17 protein-coding genes are annotated in these 15,928 nt (G+C 63.8%); 14 read left to right on the top strand and 3 right to left on the bottom strand.

Features of this window, described 5'->3' with window-relative positions; translation table 11 throughout:
* The first annotated feature begins 16 nt into the window (after nucleotides 1-16).
* From ctaD to AWB70_RS01440, 5 genes are all read left to right on the top strand, one after another.
* Nucleotides 17-1,630, top strand: coding sequence for a cytochrome c oxidase subunit I (gene ctaD, locus AWB70_RS01460; protein WP_014190293.1), 1,614 nt, complete (start codon nucleotides 17-19; stop codon nucleotides 1,628-1,630).
* Between the two features lie 62 nt (nucleotides 1,631-1,692).
* Nucleotides 1,693-1,833: a cytochrome oxidase small assembly protein gene (locus tag AWB70_RS38925; protein WP_014190294.1), complete on the top strand. Its 141-nt coding sequence runs from the start codon at nucleotides 1,693-1,695 to the stop codon at nucleotides 1,831-1,833.
* 9 nt (nucleotides 1,834-1,842) lie between these two features.
* Nucleotides 1,843-2,409 carry a cytochrome c oxidase assembly protein gene (locus AWB70_RS01450; RefSeq protein ID WP_014190295.1) on the top strand — a complete coding sequence of 189 codons (567 nt, stop codon included), beginning with the start codon at nucleotides 1,843-1,845 and terminating at the stop codon, nucleotides 2,407-2,409.
* A gap of 2 nt (nucleotides 2,410-2,411) precedes the next feature.
* The gene (locus AWB70_RS01445; RefSeq protein ID WP_045450274.1) at nucleotides 2,412-2,612 is read left to right on the top strand and encodes a DUF2970 domain-containing protein; all 201 of its coding nucleotides are present in this window, start codon (nucleotides 2,412-2,414) and stop codon (nucleotides 2,610-2,612) included.
* 77 nt (nucleotides 2,613-2,689) lie between these two features.
* Nucleotides 2,690-3,547 carry a cytochrome c oxidase subunit 3 gene (locus tag AWB70_RS01440; protein WP_014190297.1) on the top strand — a complete coding sequence of 286 codons (858 nt, stop codon included), beginning with the start codon at nucleotides 2,690-2,692 and terminating at the stop codon, nucleotides 3,545-3,547.
* A 219-nt stretch (nucleotides 3,548-3,766) separates the two neighbouring features.
* On the opposite strand, the gene AWB70_RS01435 is transcribed toward AWB70_RS01440, so the two are convergent.
* Nucleotides 3,767-3,976, bottom strand: coding sequence for a twin transmembrane helix small protein (locus AWB70_RS01435; protein WP_041730903.1), 210 nt, complete (start codon nucleotides 3,974-3,976; stop codon nucleotides 3,767-3,769).
* Nucleotides 3,977-4,089: 113 nt separating this feature from the next.
* Between AWB70_RS01435 and AWB70_RS01430 the strand changes: the two genes are divergently transcribed.
* The 5 genes from AWB70_RS01430 to AWB70_RS01410 are packed head-to-tail and all read left to right on the top strand — an operon-like array spanning nucleotide 4,090 to nucleotide 8,162.
* Nucleotides 4,090-4,842 carry an SURF1 family protein gene (locus AWB70_RS01430; RefSeq protein ID WP_053567594.1) on the top strand — a complete coding sequence of 251 codons (753 nt, stop codon included), beginning with the start codon at nucleotides 4,090-4,092 and terminating at the stop codon, nucleotides 4,840-4,842.
* A 29-nt stretch (nucleotides 4,843-4,871) separates the two neighbouring features.
* Entirely contained in the window at nucleotides 4,872-5,525 is a 654-nt protein-coding gene (locus AWB70_RS01425) for an SCO family protein (RefSeq protein WP_014190300.1), read from the top strand.
* A 22-nt stretch (nucleotides 5,526-5,547) separates the two neighbouring features.
* Entirely contained in the window at nucleotides 5,548-6,657 is a 1,110-nt protein-coding gene (locus tag AWB70_RS01420; protein WP_053567361.1) for a COX15/CtaA family protein, read from the top strand.
* A gap of 12 nt (nucleotides 6,658-6,669) precedes the next feature.
* Entirely contained in the window at nucleotides 6,670-7,575 is a 906-nt protein-coding gene (cyoE, locus tag AWB70_RS01415) for a heme o synthase (RefSeq protein WP_053567362.1), read from the top strand.
* Complete coding sequence (locus AWB70_RS01410) at nucleotides 7,572-8,162, top strand: SCO family protein (RefSeq protein WP_014190303.1); 591 nt, start codon at nucleotides 7,572-7,574, stop codon at nucleotides 8,160-8,162. The genes cyoE and AWB70_RS01410 overlap by 4 nt, the downstream gene beginning before the upstream one ends.
* A 9-nt stretch (nucleotides 8,163-8,171) precedes the next feature.
* Here the strand turns inward: AWB70_RS01410 and AWB70_RS01405 are convergent, their stop codons facing one another.
* On the bottom strand, nucleotides 8,172-8,471 hold the full coding sequence (locus tag AWB70_RS01405; RefSeq protein ID WP_053567363.1) for a YciI family protein: 300 nt from the start codon (nucleotides 8,469-8,471) through the stop codon (nucleotides 8,172-8,174).
* A 204-nt stretch (nucleotides 8,472-8,675) separates the two neighbouring features.
* On the opposite strand from AWB70_RS01405, the gene AWB70_RS01400 reads away from it, so the two are divergent.
* The gene (locus tag AWB70_RS01400) at nucleotides 8,676-9,488 is read left to right on the top strand and encodes a MetQ/NlpA family ABC transporter substrate-binding protein (RefSeq protein ID WP_053567364.1); all 813 of its coding nucleotides are present in this window, start codon (nucleotides 8,676-8,678) and stop codon (nucleotides 9,486-9,488) included.
* A 67-nt stretch (nucleotides 9,489-9,555) separates the two neighbouring features.
* On the opposite strand, the gene AWB70_RS01395 is transcribed toward AWB70_RS01400, so the two are convergent.
* The gene (locus AWB70_RS01395; RefSeq protein ID WP_235024121.1) at nucleotides 9,556-10,599 is read right to left on the bottom strand and encodes a bifunctional helix-turn-helix transcriptional regulator/GNAT family N-acetyltransferase; all 1,044 of its coding nucleotides are present in this window, start codon (nucleotides 10,597-10,599) and stop codon (nucleotides 9,556-9,558) included.
* Between the two features lie 535 nt (nucleotides 10,600-11,134).
* Between AWB70_RS01395 and nagA the strand changes: the two genes are divergently transcribed.
* The 3 genes from nagA to ptsP are packed head-to-tail and all read left to right on the top strand — an operon-like array spanning nucleotide 11,135 to nucleotide 15,839.
* Nucleotides 11,135-12,238, top strand: a complete 1,104-nt coding sequence (nagA, locus tag AWB70_RS01390; RefSeq protein ID WP_053567366.1) for an N-acetylglucosamine-6-phosphate deacetylase — start codon at nucleotides 11,135-11,137, stop codon at nucleotides 12,236-12,238.
* The gene (locus AWB70_RS01385; protein WP_053567367.1) at nucleotides 12,231-13,238 is read left to right on the top strand and encodes an SIS domain-containing protein; all 1,008 of its coding nucleotides are present in this window, start codon (nucleotides 12,231-12,233) and stop codon (nucleotides 13,236-13,238) included. Before nagA ends, AWB70_RS01385 begins: the two co-directional genes overlap by 8 nt.
* Before the next feature lie 12 nt (nucleotides 13,239-13,250).
* Nucleotides 13,251-15,839, top strand: coding sequence for a phosphoenolpyruvate--protein phosphotransferase (gene ptsP, locus AWB70_RS01380; protein WP_053567368.1), 2,589 nt, complete (start codon nucleotides 13,251-13,253; stop codon nucleotides 15,837-15,839).
* Nucleotides 15,840-15,928: the final 89 nt, after the last annotated feature.

The following is a 15,928-nucleotide window of genomic DNA, read 5'->3' as shown; positions in this document are numbered from 1 at the left end:
TTAGGAGATGATTGTCATGTCTAGCATCGGACACGATGTAGGCGCAGGCCACGACCACGCGCACGACGACCATGAGCACCATGTGCCGCATGGCTGGCGCCGGTGGCTGCTCGCCACCAACCACAAGGACATCGGTACGCTGTACCTGTTGTTCTCTTTCATCATGTTCCTCTCCGGAGGCGTGATGGCGCTCGGCATCCGTGCCGAGCTGTTCGAGCCGGGCCTGCAGATCATGCGCCCCGAGTTCTTCAATCAGCTGACCACCATGCACGGCCTCATCATGGTGTTCGGCGCGATCATGCCGGCGTTCGTCGGATTCGCGAACTGGATGGTGCCGCTGCAGATCGGCGCATCGGACATGGCGTTCGCGCGCATGAACAACTTCAGCTTCTGGCTGCTGCCGGCCGCCGCGGTGCTGCTCGTCGGCTCGTTCTTCGTGCCGGGCGGCGCGACGGCCGCGGGCTGGACGCTCTACGCACCGCTCTCCACGCAGATGGGCCCGGGCATGGACTTCGCGATTTTCGCGGTCCACATCATGGGTGCGTCGTCGATCATGGGCGGCATCAACATCGTCGTGACGATTCTGAACATGCGCGCGCCGGGCATGACGCTCATGAAGATGCCGATGTTCGCGTGGACGTGGCTCATCACCGCGTACCTGCTGATCGCCGTCATGCCGGTTCTCGCGGGCGCGATCACGATGGTGCTGTTCGACCGTCACTTCGGCACGTCGTTCTTCAACGCGGCGGGCGGCGGCGATCCGGTCATGTACCAGCACATCTTCTGGTTCTTCGGCCACCCCGAGGTGTACATCATGATCTTGCCGGCGTTCGGGATCGTGTCGCAGGTGATTCCGGCGTTCTCGCGCAAGCCGCTGTTCGGCTATAGCTCGATGGTGTACGCAACCGCATCGATCGCGATTCTCTCGTTCATGGTGTGGGCGCACCACATGTTCGCGACCGGCATGCCGGTGACGGGCCAGCTCTTCTTCATGTACGCGACCATGCTGATCGCGGTCCCGACGGGCGTGAAGGTGTTCAACTGGGTCGCCACGATGTGGCGCGGCGCGCTGTCGTTCGAAACCCCGATGCTGTTCGCGATCGGCTTCCTGTTCGTGTTCACGATGGGCGGCTTCACCGGCCTGATCCTGTCGATGGCGCCGCTCGACATCCAGATGCACGGCACCTACTACGTGGTGGCGCACTTCCACTACGTGCTGGTGGCGGGGTCGCTGTTCGCGCTGTTCTCGGGCTGGTACTACTGGGCGCCGAAGTGGACCGGCTGGATGTACAACGAAATGCGCGGGAAGATCCACTTCTGGGCGTCGATGATCTTCTTCAACATCACGTTCTTCCCGATGCACTTCCTGGGTCTCGCGGGCATGCCGCGCCGCTACGCGGATTACCCGGCGCAGTTCACCGACTTCAATCAGGTCGCGACGATCGGCGCATTCGGCTTCGGCCTCGCGCAGGTGTACTTCCTGTTCGCGGTCGCGCTGCCGACGTATCGCGGCGGCGGCGAGCTCGAAAAGGCGTCCGACAAGCCGTGGGATGGCGCGGAAGGCCTCGAATGGACCGTGCCGAGCCCGGCGCCGTTCCACACCTTCGAGCATCCGCCGACGGTCGAGTAAATAGTTCGATGAGTTCGCGGGGCGTCCGGAAGGATGCTCCGCGAGCGGAAAGCAAGGAAAGCATGGCCCCGAATCCACAAAAAAGACGCACGCCCGAGGACATCCGCGCGGGCAACAAGCGGCTCGGAATCATCATGATGTTGATTGCCGCCGTCTTCTTTCTGGGTATCGTCGTCAGGCAATACCTGTTGTCGCGAGGGTAGGAAAGCAACGTGTCGACTCCGCAGGAAAATTCGCATATCGACCGGTCCTTCAACCGGTCGATGCTGGTGAAACTCTTCGTCGTGGCCGCGCTGATGTTCGGCTTCGGCTTCGCGCTCGTGCCGATGTATCGCGCGATCTGCGAGATCACCGGCATCAACAATCTCGTGCAGCGCGACGTCAGCGCGCGCGAGGCGAAGAACACGCAAGTGGACATGAGCCGCACGATTTCGATCGAATTCGATGCGAATGCGCGCGGCCCGCTGCAGTTCAAGCCGGAGCAGCACAGTCTCGATCTGCACCCCGGCGAAGTGACGACGGTGATGTACGAAGTGACCAACGAGCAGAATCGCACGGTGAAGGCGCAGGCCATCCCGAGCTATGCGCCGAAGCAGGCCACCGAGTATTTCAACAAGATCGAATGCTTCTGCTTCACGCAGCAGACGCTCGCACCGAAGGAAACGAAGCGCATGCCGGTGGTGTTCGTCGTGGATCCGAAGCTGCCTAAGGATGTGAAGACGATCACCTTGTCATACACGTTTTTCGAACTGGACGCGCCGAAGCAGGCGTCGAACTGACGATGAACGAACCGCGCCCAAAGAGCGGCTTTCTCAAGCTCGTGAAGGCGGTGTTCTGGTCGTTTTTCGGCGTGCGCCGCCGGGCCGACCTCGAAAGCGATGCGGCGCAGCTCAATCCGCTGCATCTGATCGCGGCGGGCGTCATCGGCGCGGCGCTGTTCATCGTCGTGTTGCTGCTGATCGTGCGCGCGGTAGTGGGATAGACGGAACGCCGGGCGTATCGGTTGAACGCGCGGCGTCGAAAAAATTCAAGCAACTGGATCGAAGTGGAGAATCAACAATGAGCGGTCAAAACGAGAGCCCGTACTATTTCGTGCCGCATCCGTCGCGGCATCCGGTCATGGCCGCGACCGGCCTGCTGGTGATGCTCGCATCGCTGGCCATGTGGGTGAACGGGCACACCTGGGGCCCGGCCGGCACGTTCGTCGGCCTGCTGTTCGTGCTGTTCGTGCTGTGGCATTGGTTCGGCGACGCGATCTCCGAATCGGAAGGCGGCATGTACGGCAAACGCGTTGACGTGTCGTACCGCTGGAGCATGAGCTGGTTCATCTTCTCCGAAGTGATGTTCTTCGGCGCCTTCTTCGGCGCGCTGTTCTACGCGCGCGCCATCGCGATGCATCAGCTCGGCAGCCTCGACTACAAGCTGATCTGGCCGGACTTCACCGCCGTGTGGCCCAACACCGGCCCCGCCGCGCTCGTCGGTCACTTCCGCGCGATGGTGCCGTGGCCGCTGCCGACCATCAACACGGCGCTGCTGCTGTCGTCCGGCGCGACGCTGACGGTGGCGCACCACGCGCTGCGCGAAGATCATCGCAAGAAGGCGATCATCTGGCTGGGCGCGACGGTTCTGCTCGGTATCATCTTCCTGTTCTGCCAGGGCTACGAGTATTTCCACGCGTACAACGAACTGAACCTGACGCTCAATTCCGGCGTGTACGGCTCGACGTTCTTCCTGCTGACCGGCTTCCACGGCTTCCACGTGTTCCTGGGCGGCACGATGCTGGCGGTCGTGATGTTCCGTCTGATTCGCGGGCACTTCACGGCGGAGCATCACTTCGCGTTCGAGGGCGCCGCGTGGTACTGGCACTTCGTCGACGTGGTGTGGCTGGGCCTGTACGTCGTCGTCTACTGGCTGTAAGCGGATTATCGAAAGCGGGCGCGCGCTGCATGGCGCGCGACGCAAGACCGGCGGCGACGCCGGTCCGGGAGCAAAGAAGCTGTGATCAACACGCCGCCCTCGCTGTCTCAAGGGGCGGCGTTGTCGTTTAGAGGGACGTGATGAAAGTGCCGCGCCGCGACAATACGTCTCGTAGGGTAGAACCCGCGCGCGGGGTTATTGTCCGAACAGCGTCGCGAGTCAGCGTCCGATGGGAATGCCGGACGACTCGATCCAGCCCATCCAGTGCGCGAACAGGATGAAGAGGAAGAGCGTAATGGACAGCCCGACGCGCATGGCGAGCGACCACACCATCCGCTTTGTCCTGCCGCGGTCGGTCATCATGAAGTAGAGCGCCGAACCCAGGCTGCCGATGATCAGGATGAATGCAATAGCAACGATGATGTGCATGAAACCAGCCAGCATTGGTGCTCAGAAACTACGATGAGCAGTATTGAATTGGATCATCTCATTATCTCACTCGATGCCCTGCGCCGTGCGGCGCCTCCATGGATGCCGCGCATATGAAGATTCGTTTCTGGCCCACGCTGCTGATTCTCGTGGTGGTCGCGGTGACGGTGCGGCTCGGCTTCTGGCAGCGCGATCGCGCGCATCAGAAGGAGGCGCTCAACGCGCAGATCGTCGCGTTCGAGAATGCACCCGCGCGGGACGTCGGCGCGCAGATGTTGCCGCTCAAGTCCATCGAATTTCATCGTGTGGAGGCGCGCGGGGAGTTCATGCCGGAGCGCGTCGTGTATCTGGACAATCGTCCGTATAACGACCAGCCAGGCTTTTATGTCGTGATGCCGCTTAAACTTGAGGGCGGCGGTTACGTGCTCGTGAATCGGGGATGGCTGCCGCGCAACATGGCGGACCGCACGGGCATCGAGCATTACGAGACGCCGAAGGGCGTCGTCGAGGTGAAGGGCATCGCGCGCGCGAACGCGTCGCAGGCGTTCGAGCTGGGGCAGGGCGGATCGGCCGCGCACGCGCAGATTCGCCAGAACCTGGACATTGCGTCGTATGCGAACGAAACCGGGCTCGCGTTTCAGCCGTTCGTGATCCAGCAGACCAGCGACACCGGCGACAAGCTCGTGCGCGACTGGCCCGCGCCGACGCTCGGCGTCGAGCGCAATTACGGCTATATGTTCCAGTGGTGGGGCATGGCCGCGGCGGCGGTCGCGTTCGGCCTGTATGCCGCGCGTCGCGCCGCGAAGAAAGGCGACGGACTCGACGACGAAGCCGGACACGACGACGAAGCCGAACACCACGCCTGAAATTTGACCGAACAGAGGCAGTTTTTCCGATGCAATCACAACGCTCCACCGCCGACGCAGACAAGACGCGCACGCGGCAACGCACGCCCGGCAAGGGTTCATGGATCAGCGGCCGCTGGATGCTGCTTCTGCTTGCGCTCGTGTGCGCCGCGCCGGTGATCGCCTCGTACCTGATGTACTACGTGTTCAAGCCGGCGGGCGGCACATCGAGCTACGGCACGCTGATCGATCCGCAGCGGCCGATTCCCGCGCAACTCGTCGTCACCGACGAAAAAGGGCAGAGCCTGCCGTTCAAGTCGCTCGAAGGCAAATGGCTGATGGTCATCGTCAACGGCAGCGACTGCGACGAGTCATGCGCGACGCGTCTCTACTTCATGCGCCAGGTGCGCGCGCTGCAATCGGGCGAGCGCGAGCGCGTCGTGAACGTCTGGCTGCGCACCGATGACAAGCCCGTTGCCGACGTCATCAAGACCGCGTATCCGCAGCCCGACACGCGCATGCTCGTGGCCGACGAAAAAGCCGTCGCCGCGTGGCTGCCGGTCGATGACGGCACGAAGCTCACGGATCACATCTTTCTCGTCGATCCGAACGGCAATCTGATGATGCGTTTCCCGAAGAACCCCGATCCGAAGAAGATCAACGCGGACGTGGCGAAGTTGCTGAAGTGGTCGCGGATCGGTTAAACGCGGGTTGAGGTAAGCGAATATGTTTCTGTTGCAACTGGGTCTGATCGGCATCTGCATCGCGCTCTTGCCGCTCTCGTACGTCTGGGTCAAGGCCGACGACGACAAGTTCAGGAAGCTCGTCTGGCTGACGACGTTCCTGACGCTCGATCTCATCATGTTCGGCGGCTTCACGCGCCTGACCGATTCCGGGCTCGGCTGCCCCGACTGGCCCGGCTGCTACGGCACGTCGTCGCCGTTCATCGCGCATGCGCAGATCGCAGCCGCGTATCAGGCGATGCCGACCGGCCCGGTGAGCATGGTGAAGGCGTGGATCGAAATGCTGCATCGCTATTTCGCGATGGCGATCGGCGTGCTGATCATCGCGCAGGTGATCATCGCGTGGACGGCGCGCATCAAGAAGCGCCCGCTGCACGTGTCGCCGTGGTGGCCGACGGGCATTCTCGCGCTCATTCTCCTGCAGGGCGCGTTCGGCGCGTGGACGGTCACGCTGAAGCTGCAGCCGGTGATCGTCACGACGCATCTGCTGCTCGGGCTGGCGCTGCTTGGCGTGCTTGGCTGGCTCGCGGCGCGCATGACGCCGATTCCGTCGCTCGATTCGGCCGCCGCGCGCTGGATGCCCGCTGCGGCATTCGGCCTGCTGCTGCTGATCGTGCAGGTGGCGCTCGGCGGCTGGGTCAGCACGAACTACGCGGTGCTCGCCTGCACGGACTTCCCGCTGTGCAACGGTCAATGGATTCCGCCGATGAACTTCGAGCACGGCTTTCATCTGTGGCGCGCGCTCGGCATGACCGGCGACGGCGATGTGATCTCGCAGGACGCGCTCGTCGCGATTCACTGGACGCATCGCATGTTCGCCGTGGTCGTCGTGCTGTATCTGCTCTGGCTCGCCCTGCGGCTGCGACGATTCGAATCGCTGAAGAAGCCCGCAAACGGCGTATTGTTGATGATCGTGATCCAGTTCCTGACGGGCATGTCGAACATCGTGCTGCAATGGCCGCTGCCGGTCGCCGTGGCGCACAACGGCGGGGCCGCCATCCTGTTGCTGCTGCTCGTTATGCTAAACTTTCGAATCTCTTCTAGCCGTCCCGGCCGCGCCGCAGTTCCCGCGCGCGACGTCGTTTCAGCGTGACTCCACATTCTCATGGATAGCACGACACTCCACTCCCACCTCGGCAGCCGCGTCTCGCAATACCTTGCGCTGACCAAGCCGCGCGTCACGCAACTCGCGGTCTTTTGCGCGGTCATCGGCATGTTTCTGTCCACGCCCGGCATGGTGCCCTGGGACAAGCTGATCGGCGGCGCCGTCGGCATCTGGCTGCTGGCCGGCGCGGCGTTCGCGATCAACTGCCTCGTCGAACAGAAAGTCGATGCAAAGATGCGCCGCACCGCGTGGCGGCCGTCCGCGCGCGGTCAGATCACCACGGCGCAGATTCTGACGTTTTCGGCGGTGCTCGGCGGCATCGGCATGTGGACGCTCTACACGTTCACCAATCCGCTCACGATGTGGCTCACCATCGCCACATTCGTCGGCTATGCGGTCATCTATACGCTGTTGCTCAAGCCGTACACGCCGCAGAACATCGTGATCGGCGGCGCGTCCGGCGCGATGCCGCCCGCGCTCGGCTGGGCGGCCGTCACCGGCACGGTGCCTGGCGACGCGTGGATTCTCGTGCTCATTATCTTCGTGTGGACGCCGCCGCATTTCTGGGCGCTCGCGCTGTATCGCCGCAAGGATTATGAGAACGCCGGCCTGCCCATGCTGCCGATCACGCACGGCGAGAAATACACGCTGCTCAATATCTTCCTGTACACGCTGGTCCTGTTCGCCGTCACGCTGATGCCGTATATCTCCGGCATGAGCGGCGTGGTGTATCTGGCCAGCGCGATCGTGCTCGGCGCCGTGTTCATCGGTTATGCGTGGAAGATGTACCGCGACTATTCGGACGCGCTCGCGCGCAAGACCTTCCGTTATTCGATCGTGTACCTGTCGCTGCTGTTCGGCGCGCTGCTGGTCGATCATTACGTGCGCACGGTGATCGGCGCATGATGACCGTTCTTCGTCGCTTATTTGCGCTGCTAGTTCTCGCGGCGCTGCTCTCGGCGTGCGAGAAAGCCCCGAACTTCAAGAATCTCGATATCACCGGCAACAAGCAGTTCGGCGCCGATTTCTCCTTGCCCGACACGCACGGCAAGACCCGCACGCTCGCGGACTTCAAGGGTAAGGCTGTCGTGCTGTTCTTCGGCTACACGCATTGCCCGGACGTCTGTCCGACGACGCTCGCCGAACTCTCGCAGGCCATGCAGCAACTCGGCGACAAGTCGAAGGACGTGCAGGTGCTGATGGTCACGGTCGATCCGGCGCGCGACACGCCCGAGTTGCTCGGTCAGTACGTCGCGGCATTCAATTCGTCGTATGTCGGCTTGCGGCCGGCGAACGATGCGCAGCTCGCGCAAGTCGCGAAAGACTTTCGCGTGTTCTATGCGAAGTCGCAGGGCAAGACGCCCGACGACTACACGATGGACCACACCGCCGCCAGCTACGTGTTCGACAAGGACGGCAAGCTGCGTCTTTTCGCCCGCGACGGGCAAGGCGTCGATCCGTGGGTCCACGATCTGAAGCTGCTGGTGGACTGATCGCTCGCTTCAGCTATCCAGCAACGGCTCAGGCAGATTCAGCCCCGGCGCAAGGCGCGTGGCCTCGAATTCGATGACGTCGTAATGCGCAAGTCCCTGCCGGGCAAACGGATCTTCCGCGATGATCGCATCGAGCCGCTCGCGCTCGATGTCCGACGCCAGAATGACGCCGCCTTCACGCGGCACCTTCGGCCCCGCCACCACGAACACGCCCGCCGCGAAATAGCGTTCGAGATACACGCGGTGCGCCTCGAGCGCGTCATCGATTTCGGCGAGCGCGCCGGTATATCGCAGATTGATCACATACATGACGGGGTCGGCCTCCGGCGTGCGAGAGATTGTGACTTTCGTTTGCGATTTTATCCGCCTCTTGCCGCGCGTGATATTCACATGAACATTCTGTATTTCCCCTCGCACCAACGCTGTGCGAATATCCGTCGCCTCGGTCCGAATGACTGACCGAAGACGAAAACTGGCAATCCCGCAGCAAGAACGTATCGAAACAGGAACACCATGCAGCGCAGAAATTTGCTCAAAGCCGTTGCCGCCGTCGCGGCGTCCGCCTCCTTGCTCACGAGCTTCGCCGTTCACGCCGATGACAAAGTCATCAAGGTCGGCACCATCAGCGGCCCCGATGCGCAGATCTGGCAGGTCGTGCAGAAGGTCGCGAAGCGCGAAGGACTGAACGTGAAGGTGATCGAATTCAATGATTACGTTCAGCCGAACGCCGCACTCGATGCCGGCGATCTCGATGCGAACAGCTTCCAGCATCAGCCGTATCTGGACAGCCAGATCAAGCAGCGCGGCTACAAGATCGTGAACGCGGGCCTCACGTACATCTCGCCGCTTGGCGTGTATTCGAAGAAGCTGAAGTCGCTGAAAGACTTGCAGCAAGGCGCGAAGGTGGCGGTGCCGAACGATCCGTCGAACGAGAATCGCGCGCTTCTGCTGTTGCAGAGCCAGGGCGTGATCAAGCTGAAGGCGGGCGCGGGCACGAACGGCAACAACGCGACGGCGCTCGACGTGGCGGAGAATCCGAAGAAGATCAAGCTCGTCGAACTCGACGCTGCTCAATTGCCGCGCACGCTCGCCGACGTCGATGCCGCCGCGATCAATACGAACTTCGCGCTTGCCGCAGGCCTGCAACCGACGAAAGATTCCATCGCGCTCGAAGACGTTCACAGCCCGTACGCGAACCTGATCGCCGTGCGCGCGAAAGACAAGGATCAGCCCTGGGTGAAGAAGCTGGTCGCGGCGTATCAGTCCGAAGACGTGCGCCAGTTCCTCAAGAGCGAGTTCAAAGGCTCGGTCGTGCCGTCGTTCTGATAGCGCGATTACATACGGCAGCTTTCAACGGCGTCCCGCGGGACGCCGTTTTTCATGATGCGCGCGTTCAGTCGATGCAGATCGGCTGCAACGCTCTCTGCCACAGGATGTCCGTGCCGTCCTGCACCGGATTGAAACCGGTTCGCTGAAACAACCCGCAAAGATCGCTCTGCGATGCGTCGAGGCGGCAGACCACCTGATCGTAGCGCGCGCCGTGCGCGAAGTTCATGCATGCCGCGATGAGTTGCTCACCGAGTCCGCGCCGCCGCGCACCCGGCTCGACGAACAGCAACTCGATGCTTGCCTGCTCCTGGGTTTTCGCCGCGAGTACCGCCGCACCGACGCGCGTTGAATTGGTCTGTTCCGCCACCCAGCATGCGATGCGCGGCGTGTTCGCCTGCATCGCCGAGAGGAAGTTCGACACCATCTTTGCCGCGCGCGTTTCGCTGAGAAGCTTCGGTCTGTCGCCGGAGTAGAGATGCGTGTAGCGCTCGATCATCCAGCCGAAGTCGCCGGTGCGCGGCACCCGCAGCTGCGTTTCGTTGTCGGAGTGGTTGGGCGAGAGCAGCCGTTCGACATCCCCCATTGCCGTGCACAACTGATCGATTTCCGCGGACGTCAGGCACTTGAGCAACGAGGCGGTTTCGACGGAAACGTGGAGGTCGATCTCGTCGACCTGCGTTTTCGCCTCGGGCGTGATTCGCAACAGATGCGCTCGACCGTCCGCTTCGTTCTTCCGCCGCACGATGAGGCCGAGCTTCTGGAAGTTGTTGATGAGCCGGCTCAGATAACCGGTGTCTAGCCCCAGCGTGCGTGAAAGGTCCGCCGCCGTGCTGGCGCGCCCTTGCGCGAGCTCGTGCAGGATGCGCACCTCGGTGAGTGAAAAGCGGCTTTTATGCAGCCGCTCGTGAAGCGCACCCGTATGGCGTGCATAAAAACGATTGAAGCGGCGTACCGCCTCGACGGCCCGGCCCGGATCTGAATTGCCCATTTCGTTAATCTCTCTCAGAGTTTCGTTAATTAATTTTGATTCCGAACTAATCCGAGTATTGTGCCAAAGAAGAACGACCGTGCGAATGCGAATATGCCCGAAAAACGGGTAGTCCGGCAACTAAGACCGCGGGGTGGCAACTGGATCGGCCATGCGGGTATGTCCCGATGGCGAAGTTGTTTCCATCGCGTTTCTAAAAATTCTGTAACACATTGATTTGTAGAGAATTTTGCCGTTTCTGCTCAAGTCGAATCTTAGAATTGACTGGTATTATGTTGGTTATATAATGGGCTCCGATTCGAGCGATGAGCACGTCGTCGCGAGGCGAGAACGTCGCTTTTTCATCACACCGCACGTCGAAGAACCCTGTCCCGGCTCACCGTTTCACTCGAGAGACGGCGCGGCCGGTTTCGACCGCGGACTGCAGGCAGCGAATCGCGACAAAACCTTGCTTCTGGCTCAAGCCGCCGCGCGCGGCGCTGCATCGACAAGCGTCGGCACAGACGCGCATCACCTTAAGAGCATCACGAAAAGCGGAAAACAGAACGAGAGGACCCAAGGAAGCCGTTCGCATCTTTCTAACGAAAGCCTGCTCGCAGCACGGCGCGGACGGCGCTGAACCTCATCCAGGCATCGCGTACTTCCAGAGAACTTCATGCTGAAAGGAAACATACTCACCACCGACGGGTGGATCCACGGCTCCGTGTGTTTCGAGAATGGCCGCGTGACGGCGCTCGAAGGCCATATCGTGGATCCGCTCGCGAACGACGCGCCCTTCATCCTGCCCGGCTTCATCGATCTGCACGTGCACGGCGGCGGCGGACGCGACATCATGGAAGGCGGCGACGCGGCGGACACCGTCGCGCGTCAGCATGCGCAGCACGGCACCACGAGCCTGCTCGCCACAACCATGACCGCGCCGCGCGACGAACTGATGCAGGTCGTCGCCGGCCTGGGCGAACAGGCGAAGCAACGCGCGGCGGGCGGCGCGCGCATGCTCGGCGTGCATCTGGAAGGCCCGTATATCAATCCCGGCAAGCTCGGCGCGCAGCCGGACGCCGCCGCCGTCGCCGTGCGCGACGAAGTGCTGAAATACCTCGAACTCGCGCCGATCCGCGTCGTCACCATCGCGCCGGAGATTTCCGGGCATCTCGACATCATCTCGGACATGGCGGCGCGCGGCGTGCGCGTGCAACTCGGCCATTCGCTCGGCACGTATGACGACGCCGTCAACGCGCTCAAGCACGGCGCGCGCGGCTTCACGCATTTGTTCAACGCAATGTCGCCGCTGCATCACCGCGATCCCGGCATGGTCGGCGCGGCGCTCGCGCATGCGGAGTACGCCGAACTGATTCCGGACCTGCTGCACGTTCATCCGGGCGCCATCCGCGCCGCGATGCGCGCGATTCCCCGCCTGTACGTCGTGACCGACAGCACGTCGGCGGCCGGCATGCCCGACGGCGAATATCGCCTCGGCAGCCAGCACGTCACCAAATGCATGGGCGGCGTGCGTCTCGCGGACGGCACGCTCGCCGGCAGCACCCTGACGATGGATCAGGCGCTGCGCAATCTCGTCTCGCTGGGCATTCCGCTCGCGGACGTCTCGAATCGCCTGTCGCGCTATCCCGCCGACTATCTCGGGCTCGAAGACCGCGGCCGCATTGCGCGCGGCGCATGGGCCGATCTCGTCGTGCTCGACCGGGAACACGCGCTGACCGCCACGTATGTCGAAGGAGAATCAATTGTCGAATATGCTTAACGAGGCGCTGGAGTCCGCCGATGTCGTCGCGGCCCAGCTCGCCGATACCTCGCGTGTCGAGGCGCTCGCGGAAAAGCTCAAGGAGCAGCCGCGCAATGTCGCGCTGACGGTCGCGCGCGGCAGTTCCGACCACGCCGCCAGTTATTTCGCCAGCCTGACGATGAGCCGCATCGGCGTGCCGGTCGCCTCGCTGCCGATGTCGGTCGCCACGCTCCAGCAGGCGCCGTTGCGCGTGTCCGGCCAGCTTGCGGTCGCGTTTTCGCAATCGGGCAAGAGCCCCGATCTCGTCGGCACGATGCAGGCGTTGCGCGACGCCGGCGCGTTCACGGTCGCGGCTGTCAACGTCACCGGCTCGCCGCTCGAAAACGCGTGCGAATACTTCCTGCCGCTGCTCGCCGGGCCTGAGTTGTCGGTGGCCGCCACCAAGAGCTATATCGCGATGCTGTCGCTTTCGGCCATCGTGATCGCGCATGTTCAGCGCGACGTCGAACTGCTCAATGCGCTCAAGACGCTGCCGGACGCGCTGCGCGCCGCGGGCAAGCTCGACTGGACGCGCGCCGTGGACGAACTGAAGAACGTCGATCGCATGATCGTGATCGGGCGCGGCCTCGGGCTTGCCATCGCGCAGGAAGCGGCGCTCAAGCTGAAGGAAACCTCGGGCATCCAGGCCGAAGCGTTTTCCAGCGCGGAAGTGCGTCACGGTCCGATGGAAATCATCGACAAGGACTATCCGCTGCTCGTGTTCGCGCCGCGCGGGCCGGAGCAGGCGGGCCTCGTTCAGCTCGCCGCCGATATGCGCGCACGCGGCGCGCGCGTGCTGCTCGCCGCGCCCGACGACGTCGCGGAAGCGGAATTGCCGCTCGTCGCGACCGATCACCCGGCGCTCGATCCGATCGCTGCAATCCTTTCCTTCTATGTGATGGCCGCGGGTCTGGCCGCCGCGCGCGGGCGCAATCCCGATGCGCCGCGCCACCTGAACAAGGTCACTGAAACCCACTGAGCGAGATAGCCGATGCGCCGTGCCGAGGAGTCCCTGTTGAATCATTCCACCGATAACCCGAACGACGTCGTCCTGCTCGCGCCGTTCACCGGTCCTGTCGTGCCGCTGGCCGACGTGCCCGATCCCGTGTTCGCCGAAGGCATGTTCGGCGATGGCATCGGCATCGATCCGCTCGATAACGTGCTCGTTTCGCCCTGCGAAGGCACCATCACGCACCTCGCTCGCACGCATCACGCGGTCACGCTGCGCACGAAGGAAGGCGCGGAGATTCTGGTGCATATCGGCATCGATACGGTCGAGCTGGGCGGCGAAGGTTTCGCGCCGCTGGTCGAGCAGGGTGCGACGGTGCGCGCGGGCCAGCCGCTGATCGAATTCCATGCCGATTACGTCGCGCAGCACGCGCCGAGCCTCGTCTCGGTGATCGCGATCGCCAACGGCGACGCGTTCGATGTCGCCGAGCGCGCGGGCCGCGGCGTGGTGAAGGCGGGCGAGCGATTGCTCGTGCTGCGCGCGAAGCGCGGCGAAAAGGCGGACTCGGCGCGTAACGGCGCGGTCGTGCTGGAAGAAGCGCGCCGCAGCCTGACGCTGGCGCACGCGGGCGGCCTGCACGCGCGTCCGGCTGCGCGGGCGCGCGAAGCCGCGCGTGGTTTCGACGCGAAGGTCGAGATTCGTTACGAAGGCAAGAAGGCGCCGGTGGAAAGCGTGGTCGGTCTGCTCGGCCTCGGCGCGGGCGAGGGCGCGACGATCGAACTGGTCGGCATCGGCTCGCAGGCACAACAGGCGGTGGAAGCCGTCGCCGTCGAATTGTTGCGCGCCGCGCATGGCGAAGTCGAAGAGACGCCCGCGCGCCAGAAATCGCCGGCGCCGCTCGCGAAGCCCGCCGCATCGGGCGAACCGCTGCCGCCGAACACGCTCGCGGGCGTGTGCGCGGCGCCGGGCATCGCCGTCGGCACGCTGGTGCGCTGGGACGATCAGGAGATCGTGCCGCCCGAACAGGCAAGCGGCTCGTCGGCGGCGGAAAGCCGTGCGCTCGATAAAGCCATCGCGCAGGTCGACGCCGAACTCGGCGAAACCGTGCGCACCGCGTCGCAGCGCGGCGCGGTCGGCGAGGCTGGCATTTTCGCGGTGCATCGCGTGCTGCTCGAAGACCCGACGCTCGTCGACGCCGCGCGCGATCTGATCAGCCTCGGCAAGAGCGCGGGCTTCGCATGGCGCGAGGCGATCCGCGCGCAGATCGCGCTGCTCTCGAACGTGCAGGACGATCTGCTCGCCGAGCGCGCGGCCGATCTGCGCGACATCGAAAAGCGCGTGCTGCGCGCGCTCGGCCTCACCAACACGACGGCGCGCGAGCTGCCGGCGGAAGCGGTGCTCGCGGCCACTGAATTCACGCCGTCGGATCTTTCGTCGATCGACCGCACGCGTGTCACGGCGCTCGTGATGGCGCGCGGCGGCGCGACCTCGCACGCGGCGATCATCGCGCGGCAGGTCGGCATTCCGGCGCTCGTCGCGATCGGCGATGCGTTGCACGCCATTCCCGAAGGCACGCAGGTCGTCGTCGATGCATCGGCGGGCCGCATCGAGCATGCGCCGACGCAACTCGACGTCGAGCGCGCGCGCGCCGAACGCGAGCGTCTCGCGAACGTGCGCGAGGCGAACCGCAAGCTGTCGCAGGAAGCGGCATCGACCAAGGATGGCCGCGCGATCGAAGTCGCCGCGAACATCGCGACGCTCGACGACGCGAAGGCCGCTGTCGAGAACGGCGCGGACGCGGTCGGCCTGCTGCGTACGGAACTGCTGTTCATCCATCGCCAGTCGGCGCCGACGGTGGCCGAGCATGCGCAAAGCTATCAGGGCATCGTCGATGCGTTGCAAGGCCGCACGGCGATCATCCGCACGCTGGATGTCGGCGCGGACAAGGAAGTCGATTATCTGACGCTGCCGCCCGAAGAGAATCCGGCGCTCGGCCTGCGCGGCATTCGCCTCGCGCAAGTGCGCCCCGATCTGCTCGACGATCAGTTGCGCGGCCTGCTCGCCGTGAAACCCGAAGGCCACGTGCGCATCCTTCTGCCGATGGTGACGGATGCCGGCGAACTGCAACGCCTGCGCGCGCGCATCGACGAATTGTCGCGCGAGGCCGGCCGCACCGAGCCGATCGAAGTCGGCGTGATGATCGAAGTGCCGTCGGCGGCCTTGCTTGCCGACCAGCTCGCGAAGCACGCGGACTTTCTCTCGATCGGCACCAACGATCTTACGCAATACACGCTAGCGATGGACCGCTGCCAGCCCGATCTCGCCGCGCAGTCCGACGGTCTGCATCCGGCCGTGCTGCGTCTCATCAAGGCGGCGGTGCAGGGCGCGGAGAAGCACGGCAAGTGGGTCGGCGTGTGCGGCGCGCTCGGCGGCGATCCGGTCGCGGCGCCCTTGCTCGTCGGACTCGGCGTGACGGAATTGTCGGTCGATCCGGTGTCGGTGCCCGGCATCAAGGCGCGTGTGCGCACTCTCGATTACCAGCTTTGCCGTCAGCGCGCCGAGGACTGCCTCGCGCTCGAATCGGCACAGGCAGTAAGAACGGCAAGCCGCGAAATCTGGCCGCAGGACTGAACTGACGTCCGTTCTGCACTCAGCGCCGGCAAGCTTTTTCAGCAATCCCCGAAGCAGTAACGACAAGACTTATATTTTTGGAGAACCCG

Origin of the sequence: Caballeronia cordobensis (genome assembly GCF_001544575.2) — a bacterium.
In the GTDB taxonomy this organism is placed as follows: Bacteria; Pseudomonadota; Gammaproteobacteria; order Burkholderiales; family Burkholderiaceae; genus Caballeronia; species Caballeronia cordobensis.
Note: the sequence above shows the minus strand (reverse complement) of the source record. Positions and strands in the feature narration are given on the sequence as shown.